Source organism: Aliiroseovarius sp. ABM4_368 (genome assembly GCF_056161205.1).
Genome location: NZ_JBSWYR010000003.1, coordinates 301,362 through 315,149 on the forward strand (window position 1 = coordinate 301,362; position 13,788 = coordinate 315,149).

Here is a 13,788-nt window from a genome sequence, read left to right on the forward strand (position 1 = left end):
GTTTCTGGCCCCTTTATTCTTCGTCTACGCCGTGTTCACGGTCGAGCTTGTTCATGCGGAACGCGTAGTTGAAGATCAAAATCAAGAAGACAATGATCGAACCTTGCTGTGCGAACCAGAAACCAAGATCGGTTCCGCCGACTGCGATGCCGGACAGCATCGGGCGCAGCAGAATGCCGAATCCAAATGATACGATCGCCCAGATAATCAGGCTGATCACAATGATGCGCAAATTGGCGGACCAATAGGCGTCGTTTGATGAGTTGTCGGCCATGAAGCCTCCTCCCTGTGAAGTTCCTCCAACGGGGCCGCACATGCGACCCCATCCTTCCCTTTCTTATGCGATCGCCTCCTGAACGATCCCATTTAGATTGCCCGCAATGGTATCGATGGCCTTCATGGCATCGACCTTCTGCAGGCTGCCCTTGCCCCCGTAGTAGGCAATGAGCGGTGCCGTTTGTGCGTGGTAGGCCACAAGGCGGCTTTCCACGGTTTCGGCGTTATCGTCGGCCCGGCGTTTCATGTCCGTGCCGCCGCATTTGTCGCAGACGCCTTCTTTGGCGGGCTGCTTAAACTCGTCGTGATACCCCTCGCCACAACCGCCACAGGTGTAACGGCCCGAGATGCGGGTCACCATTGCAGCGTCATCGACCTCAAGGCTGATGGCTGCGTTAATCTTCTGTCCGCTTTCCGCCAGCAGGGCGTCCAACGCCTCGGCCTGAATGGTGGTGCGGGGGAAACCGTCAAGGATCACGCCGCGGGCGCAATCGGCGTCTGCCAGACGGTCACGCAGAATGTTGATCACGATCTCGTCCGAGACCAATTCACCTGCTTCCATAACGGCTTTCGCAGCAAGGCCAGCTTCGGTCCCTGCTGCGACGGCTGCACGCAAAAGATCTCCGGTCGAAAGCTGAACAAGTCCGAACTTGTCTTCCAGCATCCGGGCCTGAGTGCCCTTCCCGGCGCCCGGAGGGCCGAGAAGGATCAAAACGGGTGCGGCGGTTGTTGTCGCTGCGTCCATTATGCGCCCGCCTTGTGCATGCGGTTGTCGATCAGGTCGTCCACGACCGACGGATCGGCCAAAGTCGAAGTATCGCCCAGCGATCCAAAGTCGTCCTCGGCGATCTTACGCAGGATACGGCGCATGATCTTGCCCGAACGGGTCTTCGGCAGGCCCGGAGCCCACTGAATGTGATCGGGGCTGGCAATCGGGCCGATTTCCTGACGAACCCAGTTGCGCAGCTCGGTCTTCAGATCGTCGGTGTATTCCTCGCCATCCATCAGGGTGACGTAGCAATAGATGCCCTGCCCCTTGATATCGTGCGGGAAGCCAACAACGGCAGCCTCGGAGACCTTGGCGTGGGCAACCAGAGCGCTTTCCACTTCGGCAGTCCCCATGCGGTGACCCGATACGTTGATCACGTCGTCCACACGACCGGTGATCCAATAGTAACCATCCGCATCGCGGCGGCAGCCGTCACCAGTGAAGTAGTAGCCTTTGTAGTCAGCGAAATAAGTCGCTACGAAACGGTCGTGGTCGCCATATACCGTGCGCATCTGGCCGGGCCAGCTGTCTTTCATGCACAATACGCCTTCGGCTTCGGTATCAGCGATCTCTTCGCCAGTGGTGGGCTCAAGGATTACAGGCTGTACCCCGAAGAAAGGCGTGGTGGCCGAGCCGGGCTTGGTTGCAGTCGCGCCGGGCAGCGGGGTCAGCAAGTGACCACCTGTTTCCGTCTGCCACCACGTATCAACGATGGGGCAATTCCCTTTGCCCACAACATCATTGTACCAGTTCCAAGCTTCCGGGTTGATCGGTTCGCCCACAGTGCCCAGCACTTTCAGGTCCGACAGGTCGTATTTCTCGACGAACTCGTTGCCACGCGCCATCAAGGCGCGGATCGCGGTCGGCGCGGTGTAGAACTGGTTCACCTTGTGCTTTTCACACACAGCCCAGAAACGACCCGCATCCGGATAGGTCGGAACCCCTTCGAACATCAGCGTGGTCGCGCCATTGGCCAAGGGGCCATAGACGATATAGCTGTGGCCGGTGACCCAGCCTACGTCAGCGGTACACCAATAGATGTCGCCCTCGTGATAATCGAATACGTATTCTTGGGTCATTGCAGCCCACAGCAGGTAGCCACCGCTACAGTGCTGGACGCCTTTCGGCTGGCCGGTCGAACCCGAAGTGTAGAGGATGAACAGCGGATCTTCCGAATTCATAGCCTCGGGCGCGCAATCAGCCGAGGCGTCTGCCATCAGCGCGGTGTAGGAATGGTCGCGGCCATCCACCATCGGCACGTCGCCGCCGGTGCGCTCGACCACCAGAACCGGGGTTGACCCCAGATTGCCATGGGCCAGAGCCGCATCAACGTTGGTTTTCAGTGGGGTGTTGCGGCCACCACGGGGGGCTTCGTCAGCCGTGATCACCAGCGAGGCACCACAGCCTTCAACACGTGCGGCCAGAGCTTCGGGCGAGAAGCCCGCGAAAACGATCGAGTGGATCGCGCCGATACGGGCACAAGCCAGCATCGAATACGCAGCTTCCGGGATCATCGGAAGGTAAAGAACGACGCGGTCGCCTTTCTTGACGCCCATGCCCTTCATCACGTTGGCCAGCTTCGAGACTTTCTCGTGCAGTTCGTTGTACGTGATCTTTTTATCAAGGTTGGGATCGTCCGATTCCCAAATGATTGCGACCTGGTCGCCACGGGTTTCCAGGTGGCGGTCAATACAGTTGGCCGAGACATTCAGCTCGCCATCTTCGAACCATTTGATCGACACATCAGGGTGCGCAAAGGTTGTGTTTTTAATTTTGGTCGGCGTCTTGGTCCATGTCAGACGTGTCATCTGCTCGGCCCAGAAGGCTTCGGGATCGTTGACCGATGCGGCGTACATCTCTTGATATTTTGCGGCATCGATATGCGCGTTCGAGACAAACTCCTTTGACGGAGCATAGGTCTTATCAGCCGTGGCTTGCGACGACATTCAGGTTCCTCCCAGATTTTCCTCCAAACGCGAGCGATACGCGTGGCTGGGAACGCACCATAAGGTTTACTCCCGGCTTGCCTTGAAAACTGGAGGATTAGACACATCTAAACAACAGATTTTGTGTAAAATTGTTTAACTATGTGCGATTTTATTGAAAATTTTTCCAGAATATCAAAAATATTTTATTGTAATTATTAGGTTTTCTGGAAAATTGGACACTCCAACAAATGTAAAATTAATGTGGCGATTTCGGGGCGTATATTTCGAATTCACGTCGCAACGATCCGCAATCGGCGAAAACGTAGCGTCATTTCGGCATTCTTCACCGGCCAACCAGTGCAGAGACGATTCACCCCGCGCTTGACAGCCCTTAGCCCCGCAAGGCACATCCAAACCTATGCAAAGCCCGTTTCAAGACCTTATTTCGCGCCGCCATTCCGTGCGTGCTTTCACCAAGGATCCAGTGCCCAAATCGGATCTAGAGCAGATTTGTCAGGCGGCCAGGAAAGCTCCCAGTGGGGCCAATCTGCAACCGGGCAAGTTTCACGTTCTGACGGGCTCGGCGATGACCGGGCTGACGGGTGCCCTGCATGACGCGCTGGACCGGAACGAACAACCGATCAGCGAATATTCCTATTTCCCGGTCCCAATGCCTGCCGATCTGAAAGCTCGTCAACGCGCCGCTGGATACGCGCTGTATCAGGCGCTGGGGATCACCAAACGCGATATCGCCGGACGGCGGGCGCAGTTCGCACGCAACTATGCGTTCTTTGATGCGCCGGTGGGCGTGGTCGTCACGATTGAAAGGGGCATGGGCAAGGGCTGTTTCATGGATCTGGGAATGTCCATCATGTCCTTTTTACTGGCGGCCGAGGATCGGGGCTTCGGCGCAACCGGGATCGGTGCGTTGGCCAATTATGGGCATGTGGTGCACGACCACCTGAATTTACCCAAAGACGAGTTGGTCGTTTGCGGCATCGCTGTCGGCAAACGGGATGAGGCTGCACCGGTGAACCAGTTCCGCACGGAACGTGACGCGCTCGAGGTGTTTACCAGCTTTCACGGCTTCGACGATTAAGGCGCAGACAGAACCAAGGCGCTGCCCAAGCCCCCCGCTGCAGCAATGGCAGCGACGCCTGCCCCCCCCTTGCGCAAAAGTTCGTGATACAGACCCACTGCTATGATCGCGCCAGACGCGCCGATGGGATGACCACGAGCCAAAGCGCCCCCGTTCGGGTTGACTATATCGCGCGGAAGGCCTGCGCCCTCCTGACAGGCAATGGCTTGAACCGCGAAAGCCTCCATGATCTCGGCCACGGTCAGGCTGTCGGCTGTGCGGTCCGCGCGGGCCAAAGCGGTGTTGATCGCGGCCACCGGAGCGATGCCGGGCAGGTCGGGCGTGCCGCCAAGGCTGGAGCCTGCCTCGATCTGGATCTTCGGAGCCGAAAGGTTCCGCGCCACGCGGTCTGAGACAACCAGCACGAACGCCGCCCCATCCGCTGCAACGGCCATGTTGGCAGATGTCACGCTGCCAGCCACCACCGGCGCGCGGGCGCATAGGCGTGCGGTCAGGTCGCGGGTAAAGGCGTCTGTGTCCTGACCTGCGACAGAAACGATTTGATCCGACTGCATACCACCTAGCGCGGCCTGATGGCTGGCGACGGCCCACTCATCCTGCGCCTGACGCGATATGCCCAGCTTCATTGCCAACGCCTCGGCCGCTTCGGCCATATCCGGGTCGCGGTCAGGCCACGGGGTGAACTGGGCTTGATCATAAGGTTCGGGATCGCGCCCATCCGCGAAGGTGCGCGACCGCAGCGGCCTGCGGGAATAGCTTTCCGCACCGCCCGCGACCACCACATCATGCTGCCCCGATTGCACCATGGCTTGCGCCAGAATCACAGCGTCCAACCCGCCGCAGCATTGACGGTCGATGGTCAGCCCTCCAATGCTTTCCGGCAGCCCAGCCGCCAAAGCTGCAACCCGCGCGGGATTGCCGCCTGCGCCCAACGCGTTCGACAAGATGACCTCGCCGACCTCTTCGGGTACCACCCTCGCGCGCTTTAGCAGATCCCGGATCACCGGCGCAGCCAAGTCGTGGATGTCCAGCGCAGCGAAGGCACCACCGCGCGGCACCACCGCCGTACGGCGGGCGGCTATGATCCAAGCGCTTGTCATCCCTGACCCCTTGCAAGTTTTTCTATCGTTTTCAAATCCGGCTTTCCGGCGGGCAGCATTGGCAGAGCATCCACAAAAAGCACCTGACGCGGTGCTGACGGAGCACCCAGCGCATCGCGGCAGCGGGTTTTGATTTTGGCCGCCATGTCGTCACACCCTGTCCCCTCAATCACAGCGACCAGCACCTGCCCGCGCGCGGCATCGGGCACCGGAACCACCGCCGAACGCGCGGTGCTGAGCTTTGCGATTTCCGCCTCGACCACCTCGGGAAAGACATTGTGATCGGCCACGGTGGCCATCCGGGATTTGCGGCCCAGAAGGTAAACAAAACCGTCAGCGTCCTGCCGCGCCATCTCGCCCACGGTCAGGAAGCCGTCTTGGCGTTTGGTGTCCGGGCTGTCGCCATCGACATAGCATTGAAACAAATACGGGCTTTTCACCCACAACTCGCCCGGGCCCTGTCCCGCCGGGTGACCATCCGCATCCCGCAACTCGATTTCTACGCCGGGATATGCCCGCCCGACCGAGGCTATGGGCGTGGCCACAGGCGCGATGGTCATGAAGCTGGTTTCGGACGCGCCAAAGAACTCGTGGACCTGCGCGTTGGGGAACAAAGCGGCCAGAGCTGTTGCCGTGTCAGGGTCCAGCTTACCGCCCCCTGAAAACACCAGCTTCATCTTAGGAAGCGAGGCGGATTGCGCTTTCAAAAGCAACCGCAACTGCGCAGGCGTGGCATAGAGCACTTGCGCCTCGCCCGCCGCCAGCCCGTCCACCTGCGCCCGTGGCGACAACCCGGTCAGAACCGACAAGTCTGCACCCAGATGCAGGGCTTCCAATATGGCGAACAGCACCAACGAATGCCCCGGCTCACCCAACACCGCATAGGGCGTATCGGCCCCCGCTCCAAATTGACTCCGCGTGACTTCGAAACTGGCAATCCAACTTTCAGGGCTGCGCTGAATGGTTTTCGGCGCACCGCTGGAACCAGAGCTTTGGCATTGCAAAACCTGCTGACCATCGTTAGCTTTCCAAACCTCGATCGGGTCGTCCACCACTTGGCGGGCGCGAATGCTGGCTCCGGCCTTTAGACCCTCAACAAGACGCTCAATGGCATGCGCCGCGCGCTGTGCCTGCACGGTTCCGCCCTTTCCCGGAAGAAGGATCCTGCTTTGCATATCTTGCCGAAAGCGCATCGCTGCCCCATTGCCCCTGTTTGGCCCGAAGGCGTCTTGGTCTTTGTAAAAGCCCCGCGGGCTAAGGGGAAGCCCAACAAAAAACGGGCGCGGTCTGAACCACGCCCGTTTCAGATTTCAATAAACAGTTCGCGTCAACCACGCACCACATAGACCGAACAAGTCGAATGGCGTACAACCCGTGCCGCGTTCGGCCCAAGAAGGTAATCCGAAACTTCTGGCTTATGCGCACCCAGTACAATCAAATCCGCACCATCAGCGTCAGCAGTGGTTAAGATGACGTGATAGGCTTTGCCAACCCCGATGATGTGACGAACTTTCTCGTTCGCCTCGGCCCCTATGGTGTCTTCTACCATTTCAGACAGAAGCGCATGCGCTTTGTCTTTCGCTTTCTGCGCGTGGCTCTCGTCGAAGAATGCTCCGACCACACTCATCCCGAAATCAGGAACGACCGTAATCACATCAAGCTGAGCATCCTCGGCCTGTGCCAGTTTGAAAGCTTGCTCAAGAACCTTTGCTTCGGCTTTGGGGCGGTTGATATCAATGGCACACAGAATGGTCTTGGTCATGCCACTTCTCCTTCCATGATATCTTCTTCCTTGGCGCGGCGCGACTGCAGGAAGGCCACAAGGCCAAGCAGCAGCAGGGCTGGGATGAAGATCAACTCTTTCGGCAATTGGTTCGAAGGTGCCTGTACTGCCGAGATCTGAACCGGGTCATCCCCGTAGAAATCGAAGGTAGACAGCTTGTCGGACAGCGGCGTACCGAACATAGGTTCGTCAATCCGCATCACGTCCCCTTCCGGCATCAAGGCAATCCCGGCCGCATCCAAACGGGCCGCGCCGCCTTCGGCTTCAGGCACGTTCAGAACCACGGTCAGATCCTTCACCTCAAGCGTGTCAAAGTCAGGACCCGAGATCACCACGCGCAGCGGATCACCGGGGGTAGCATCACCAATCGCTTGCTCGATCTGAGCGGGGGCGATTTGCGTGAAGGGCGGTTGGATCTGGTTCATGAAGAAGCCCGGACGGAACAGCGCGAAGGCCACCACCAGAAGCGCAACGGTTTCCCAGATGCGCGACTTCGTCAGGAAAAAGCCCATCGTGCCCGCCGTAAAGACAAGGATACCGATGGTCGCCACAATGAAGACGATAATCCCTTGCGTGATCGTCACATCAATCAACAGAAGGTCCGTGTTGAAGATGAAGACAAACGGCAAGGCCACCGTGCGCAAGCTATAGAAGAACGCGGTGAAACCGGTGCGGATGGCGTCACCACCCGACACAGCTGCCGCCGCGAAACTTGCCAGCCCCACAGGGGGCGTCACGTCCGCCATGATCCCGAAATAGAAAACGAAGAGGTGAACAGCGATCAGCGGCACAACAAGGCCGGACTGCGCGCCCAGTTCAACAACCACGCCCACCATCAACGAGGACACAACAATATAGTTCGCCGTGGTCGGCAGGCCCATCCCAAGGATCAGTGACAGGATCGCCACGAAGACCAGCATCAGGATCAGGTTGCCGCCGGACAGGAACTCGACGAAATCGGCCATCACCTGACCAATACCGGTCAGCGATACAGTGCCCACGATGATACCCGCCGTGGCGGTCGCCAGACCAATACCGATCATGTTGCGTGCACCGTCGATCATGCCTTCGATCAGGTCCATCACGCCATCACGCAGGCGACCAGCAGGATTGCTTTCGCCCCTGAAAAACGCTTTGAACGACTTCTGCGTCAGCAGAATGCCAAACAGCAGGAAGGTTGCCCAGAAGGCCGACAGGCCGGGCGATTTACGTTCGATCATCAGGAAGTAAACCAGAACGATGATCGGCAGCAGATAGTACAGACCCGACTTATAGATCTTGGCGACGTCCGGCAGCTCGACCACTTCGGCATTGGGATCATCGGGTTCCAGATCAGGAACCTGCGCGGCCAGATAAATCAGCGCCACATAGATGACGAATAGCAGGATCGACAGAACCCAGCCCGAGCCCTCGGGGAACAAGGATACGATCCAGCCCACCGGGTACTGCGTGGCATAGCACAGAAGCGCAAAGCCCGCGAAGAAGGCGAACATCCCGCCGATGGTTTTGCCCATCGACACAACCTTGTTGCCGATGGTCGGCATTTTGTTTTTCACCGCTTCCAAGTGCACGATGTAGACCAACGCGATGTAGGAAATGATTGCGGGAAGGAAGGCGTGGGTGATGACCTCGACATAGGAAATGCCGACATACTCGACCATCAGGAACGCGGCTGCGCCCATGACGGGTGGCATGATCTGACCGTTCACGGACGAGGCAACCTCGACCGAGCCAGCCTTCTCAGCCGAGAAGCCAACGCGCTTCATCAGTGGGATGGTGAAGGTACCAGTGGTCACAACGTTTGCAATCGACGAGCCCGAGATCAGGCCGGTCGCGGCCGAGCCGACAACAGCGGCTTTTGCAGGGCCGCCGCGCAGGTGGCCAAGGGCACCAAACGCCATCTTGATGAAATAGTTGCCTGCACCGGCACGGTCCAAAAGGGCACCGAACAGAACGAACAGGAAAACGAACTTGGTCGACACGCCCAGCGCGATACCAAAGACACCTTCAGACGTGATCCACATATGGCTCATTGCTTTGCGAAGTGACGCGCCCGCCCAGCGGATCTGGTCGGGCACGACCTCGGACGAGCCGAAGAAGACATAGAAAAGGAATACGATTGCCAAAGCCACCATGACGGGACCCAGCGTGCGGTAAGCTGCGATGAACAGGAAGGTCAGACCGGCCAGCGCCATATAGGCGTCGGTTTGGTCTGCCAGACCGCCATTCGCAACGATTTTTTCGTAGAAGAAATAGCCGTAAAGCGCCAAGAACGCGCCTCCCAAGCCAAGCAGCCAATCATACCACGGGATATAGTCGCGGGGGCTGGACTTGAACAACGGATAGGCCATTGCGGACAGGAAAATGGCAAATGCCAGATGGAACTGGCGCGAGTTGTTGATCAGATCTCCGGGCAACACATAAGGTGCCACGGGCGAGGCCAGAAGCACCTGAAATATTGACCAGATCAGCGCGACGGCGGCGATCATCAGCCCCACCGAACCTTGCGGGCTTCGGGCACCCGTATCGCTGGCGGCGACGAGCTCTTGCAGCTCTTCTTCGCTAAGCGCGCGTTCCTCTTTCGTGGACATTTGTTCTCTCCCTCGGTCACTGCGGTGACCTTGTTGGTTCATACTCTTTTAAGCGTCCGATCTTGTGCCGGATCGAGGAACCGGGGGGCGACGGGCGCCCCCCGATGTATGACTTACAAGCGGCAGATCACTCGATGATGCCAGCTTCTTTATAGTACTTCTCGGCACCCGGGTGCAGAGGCGCAGACAGACCAGCGGTTGCCATTTCCTTGGGGTCAAGGTTGGCGAATGCAGGGTGCAGGCCTTTGAAGTCTTCGATGTTGTTCATTACCGACGAAACAACCGCATACACGGCATCTTCCGACACAGCGTCCGAGCTTACGAAGGTTGCGCCCACACCGAAGGTGGCGGTGTCAGCGTCGTTGCCACGGTACATGCCGCCCGGAATCGTGGCGGTCCGATAGAACGAGTTGTCTTCAACCAGCTTGTTCACAACGTCGCCGGACACTTCAACCAGAACCGAGTCACACGCGGTGGTGGCTTCCTGGATCGAACCCGAGGGGTGACCAACGGTATAGACCATGGCGTCGATCTGGTTGTCGCACAGGGCTGCCGACTGCTCGGCTGCTTTCAGTTCGGTCGCCAATGCGAAGTCATCCGAGGTCCAACCCATGGCTTCCATCAGAACTTCCATGGTGCCGCGCTGACCCGAACCCGGGTTGCCGATGTTGACGCGTTTGCCTTTCAGATCTTCGAAGGTCTTGATGCCTGCATCTGCACGGGCCACGACGGTGAAGGGCTCGGGGTGGACCGAGAACACCGCGCGCAGGCCTTCGAACTTGCCAGCATCTTCAAACTTCGAGGTGCCGTTATAGGCGTGGTACTGCCAGTCCGACTGGGCCACACCAAATTCCAGCTCGCCTTCGCGAATGGTGTTGATGTTGTAAACCGAACCGCCGGTCGATTCGACCGAGCAGCGCACGCCGTGATCCTTGCGGCCCTTGTTCACCAGACGGCAGATCGCGCCACCGGTTGGATAGTAAACACCGGTAACCCCACCGGTGCCGATGGTGATGAATTCTTCTGCGAATGCCGCAGGTGCCATCACTGCCGTGGCAGCAATCCCTGCAAACGCAATTTTGAATCCTTGGAACATCAGTTTTCTCCCTTGATTGATGTTATTTACTCGCTCCACACCTCGGCCAGCTGCCGGTTGTGAAGCTCGACTTCTGCGATGCGGTCCTGTGCGGCAACACCCGCACGACCAACCACCATGCCGACGATGGTTTCCAACAGGAACATCGTGGACACATAGGATGAATAAAAATGAGGGCTTTCGGTCGAGACAACAAAGCTCGCCGATGCGTGTTCCAACGCGGGACATGTATGCGTATCGGTGATCACCACGACAAAAACCCCTAACTCGCGCGCAAGCCTGGCGGCCTTGATCACGGAAACGGCGAACGGCGGCTTGGTTACAATAAGTAGTGCATCACGTTTATCGAGGCCTGACAAGGCTCCGCCCAAAGACGCCCCCATTCGGTTGGCCAATGTCCAGTTGTCTGAACAGAAATTAGCCATATAAGAAAGGTATTCGACGACTCCTGTCGATCCCAACGCACCCAGCAACAAAACCTTCCGCGCACCCGACAAAACGTCGGAAACGGCCGCGATTTCGTCGGGATTCAGATTCGCCATTGTCAGCTTTAGGTTGTTCTGACAGGCGGCGAAATGCGCATGAAGGAAGTTTGACGCGCCGTCGCCATGCTCTTTCTGAAGCTGGCCGGCCCGATTCGCGAAATTGTTCACTTTACGGTCAATCTTGTCGCGCATTTCATCGCGCAACACGTCAAAACTTGGATAGTCCAGCGCCTTGGCCAGCCTTGAAAACGTCGCCGGCGACACGCCGCTGGTGCGCGAGACTGTGCGCAGCGGGCGTGACACAGCATCCAGCGGGTTAGCCACAAGATAATCCGCAGCAGAACGCAATGCGCCGCTGAGGTCGCCATAGGCCACTGCAAGCCTCTGTTCGAAGCTGTCGCTTGTGCTCACGTCCAGATGCCTCCCTGCTTGGACCTGATCAGTGTTCCTTTTGTTTCATGGATTGTCAAACTTTGTCTTTTTTGTTTCAATGTGAACAGTATCCAGCAGACATCCAGAGGGCGGCATGTCACATATTTTCCCAAGGCACTGCAAGTCAAATCCACCCGTCGCGACGCGCGGGGATGGGATTTATATTATTGATTCCGAAGGGAATAAGTACCTTGACGGGTCGGGCGGTGCGGCCGTGTCCTGCCTTGGCCATTCAGACCCAGATGTGGCGCAGGCGATGCATGACCAGATCGACAGACTCAGCTTCGCACATACGGGTTTTCTGACCTCGGAACCTGCAGAATCACTCGCCGACCGTTTGGCTGCACACGCGCCTGAAGGAATCGAAAGAGTCTATTTGGTGTCAGGCGGTTCGGAAGCGGTCGAGGCCGCGCTAAAGCTTTCACGCCAGTACATGATCGAAACTGGGCAACCCCAACGCACCCGGTTTATTGCCCGCAAGCAAAGCTATCACGGCAACACGCTGGGCGCGTTGGGCACCGGCGGCAACATGTGGCGACGCGAGCCATTTGATCCGCTGATGATGTCGGCCAGCCATATCGACCCGTGCTATGAATACCGTCTGCGGGAGCCGGGCGAGACGGAAGAGGAATACGGCCTGCGTGCCGCAAATACCTTGGAAGACGAGATCCTGCGTGTCGGGCCCGAAACCGTGATCGGCTTCCTTGCCGAACCCGTGGTGGGTGCCACAGCAGGCGCAGTGCCCGCCGTCAAAGAGTATTTCAAACGGATCCGCGAGATTTGCGACGAGTATGGCGTGCTGCTGATCCTTGACGAAGTCATGTGCGGGATGGGGCGCACGGGCACTCTGTTTGCCTGTGAGCAAGACGAGATTTCGCCCGACATCATCACCATCGCCAAAGGGCTTGGCGCGGGCTATCAGCCGATAGGCGCAATGCTGTGCACGGGTGCAATCTATGACGCGATTGAACAGGGCAGCGGGTTCTTTCAACACGGGCACACCTATATCGGGCACCCGGTGGCCGCTGCTGCCGCCGACGCCGTGGTCCGCAAACTGACCGAAGGTGGCATGGTAGCGCGTGCCGCCATGATGGGAGATCGTCTTAACGATGCCCTGCACGCCGAGTTCGGCCAGCACCCACATATCGGAGACATCCGCGGACGCGGCATGTTCCGTGGTCTGGAAATCGTGGCCGATCGCGACAGCAAAACGCCTTTCGATCCATGGCGTGGCACCGCTGGTCGCCTGAAGAAACAGGCGTTCCAGAACGGCTTAATTTGCTACCCGATGAGCGGTACGATTGACGGGCAGAATGGCGATCACGTGTTGTTGGCTCCGCCCTTTATCATCACAGACGATCAGATCGACGAACTGGTGGGCAAACTGTCTAAGTCGTTGGAGCAAGTCCTGTGACGCCGCTTCCGAAGCTCATGCTAGCCCCAAACGGCGCGCGTCTGACCAAGGCTGACCACCCTGCCCTGCCGATGACTCCAGCCGAGATTCTCGACACCACACAGGCCTGTCAGGGATTGGGCGTGGACGGGCTGCATCTGCATCTGCGGGACGCCAAGGGGCAGCACCTTCTGGATGCAGATGCCTATGCCGACGCGCTGAAGTTGTTCAAGGCCGAGATGCCCGACTTCCCAGTGCAAATCACGACCGAGGCCGTCGGGATGTACGAACCGGATCACCAACGCCACGTGGCGCTGAACGCAGGCGCAAACATGGTTTCGGCCTCTGTGCGCGAGCTGTGTCGGGACGAGCATAACGTGACGCGGGCGTTCTATGAAGACTGCGCCCAGCGCGGCATCGCGGTGCAGCACATCCTTTATAATGTCGAGGACGCCGAGCTTCTAACCCACGTGTTGGACGACGGCCTTCTGACGGCTCCTGACCTGCAATTGATCTTCGTGCTGGGTCGCTACGCGGTCGGACAGAAATCAAATCCGGCGGACCTAGACCCATTCCTGAATTGGCTAAAAGAAACCGGCCTGACCCCCGACTGGGCGGTCTGCGCCTTTGGTCAAAATGAAACCCCCGCACTTCTGCGCGCTGTTCATGCAGGCGGAAAATGTCGGATCGGGTTCGAGAACTCGCGCCAGCACGCGGACGGGTCTGTTGCGAAGGACAATGCCGCGCGGGTGGCTGAGTTGGTCAAAACCTGCACCAACCCCCAGCTAGGCCGCGAAACGGCATAGCTGGGGCAGTTGGCTCAAAACCTCGCAGGC

12 protein-coding genes are annotated in these 13,788 nt (G+C 58.4%); 3 read left to right on the forward strand and 9 right to left on the reverse strand.

Going from position 1 to position 13,788, the window contains the following annotated elements:
- Positions 1–13 precede the first annotated feature (13 nt).
- The 3 genes from ACXAH3_RS10810 to acs all read right to left on the reverse strand — a co-directional run bounded on the left by ACXAH3_RS10810 (position 14) and on the right by acs (position 2,991).
- The gene (locus tag ACXAH3_RS10810; RefSeq protein ID WP_142852272.1) at positions 14–274 is read right to left on the reverse strand and encodes a DUF4212 domain-containing protein; all 261 of its coding nucleotides are present in this window, start codon (positions 272–274) and stop codon (positions 14–16) included.
- Positions 275–337: 63 nt separating this feature from the next.
- On the reverse strand, positions 338–1,021 hold the full coding sequence (locus ACXAH3_RS10815; RefSeq protein ID WP_474862092.1) for an adenylate kinase: 684 nt from the start codon (positions 1,019–1,021) through the stop codon (positions 338–340).
- Positions 1,021–2,991: an acetate--CoA ligase gene (gene acs / locus ACXAH3_RS10820; RefSeq protein ID WP_474862093.1), complete on the reverse strand. Its 1,971-nt coding sequence runs from the start codon at positions 2,989–2,991 to the stop codon at positions 1,021–1,023. The genes ACXAH3_RS10815 and acs overlap by 1 nt, the downstream gene beginning before the upstream one ends.
- Positions 2,992–3,391: 400 nt before the next feature.
- Between acs and ACXAH3_RS10825 the strand changes: the two genes are divergently transcribed.
- Positions 3,392–4,072 (forward strand): nitroreductase, encoded by a 681-nt coding sequence (locus ACXAH3_RS10825; protein WP_474862094.1) that lies wholly within the window; start codon positions 3,392–3,394, stop codon positions 4,070–4,072.
- Here the strand turns inward: ACXAH3_RS10825 and ACXAH3_RS10830 are convergent.
- The 6 genes from ACXAH3_RS10830 to ACXAH3_RS10855 form a co-directional block, all read right to left on the reverse strand.
- Positions 4,069–5,172 carry a thiolase family protein gene (locus tag ACXAH3_RS10830; protein ID WP_474862095.1) on the reverse strand — a complete coding sequence of 368 codons (1,104 nt, stop codon included), beginning with the start codon at positions 5,170–5,172 and terminating at the stop codon, positions 4,069–4,071. The genes ACXAH3_RS10825 and ACXAH3_RS10830 overlap by 4 nt on opposite strands.
- Positions 5,169–6,365, reverse strand: coding sequence for an AMP-binding protein (locus ACXAH3_RS10835; protein WP_474862096.1), 1,197 nt, complete (start codon positions 6,363–6,365; stop codon positions 5,169–5,171). The genes ACXAH3_RS10830 and ACXAH3_RS10835 overlap by 4 nt, the downstream gene beginning before the upstream one ends.
- A 134-nt stretch (positions 6,366–6,499) precedes the next feature.
- Positions 6,500–6,934: a universal stress protein gene (locus ACXAH3_RS10840; RefSeq protein WP_474862097.1), complete on the reverse strand. Its 435-nt coding sequence runs from the start codon at positions 6,932–6,934 to the stop codon at positions 6,500–6,502.
- Positions 6,931–9,546 (reverse strand): TRAP transporter permease, encoded by a 2,616-nt coding sequence (locus ACXAH3_RS10845; protein WP_474862098.1) that lies wholly within the window; start codon positions 9,544–9,546, stop codon positions 6,931–6,933. Before ACXAH3_RS10845 ends, ACXAH3_RS10840 begins: the two co-directional genes overlap by 4 nt.
- Positions 9,547–9,673: 127 nt before the next feature.
- Positions 9,674–10,642, reverse strand: coding sequence for a TAXI family TRAP transporter solute-binding subunit (locus tag ACXAH3_RS10850; protein ID WP_474862099.1), 969 nt, complete (start codon positions 10,640–10,642; stop codon positions 9,674–9,676).
- A gap of 26 nt (positions 10,643–10,668) precedes the next feature.
- On the reverse strand, positions 10,669–11,538 hold the full coding sequence (locus ACXAH3_RS10855) for a MurR/RpiR family transcriptional regulator (protein ID WP_474862100.1): 870 nt from the start codon (positions 11,536–11,538) through the stop codon (positions 10,669–10,671).
- A gap of 115 nt (positions 11,539–11,653) precedes the next feature.
- Between ACXAH3_RS10855 and ACXAH3_RS10860 the strand changes: the two genes are divergently transcribed.
- Entirely contained in the window at positions 11,654–12,973 is a 1,320-nt protein-coding gene (locus ACXAH3_RS10860) for an aspartate aminotransferase family protein (protein WP_474862101.1), read from the forward strand.
- Positions 12,970–13,758 carry a beta-keto acid cleavage family enzyme gene (locus ACXAH3_RS10865; protein ID WP_474862102.1) on the forward strand — a complete coding sequence of 263 codons (789 nt, stop codon included), beginning with the start codon at positions 12,970–12,972 and terminating at the stop codon, positions 13,756–13,758. The genes ACXAH3_RS10860 and ACXAH3_RS10865 overlap by 4 nt, the downstream gene beginning before the upstream one ends.
- Positions 13,759–13,788: the final 30 nt, after the last annotated feature.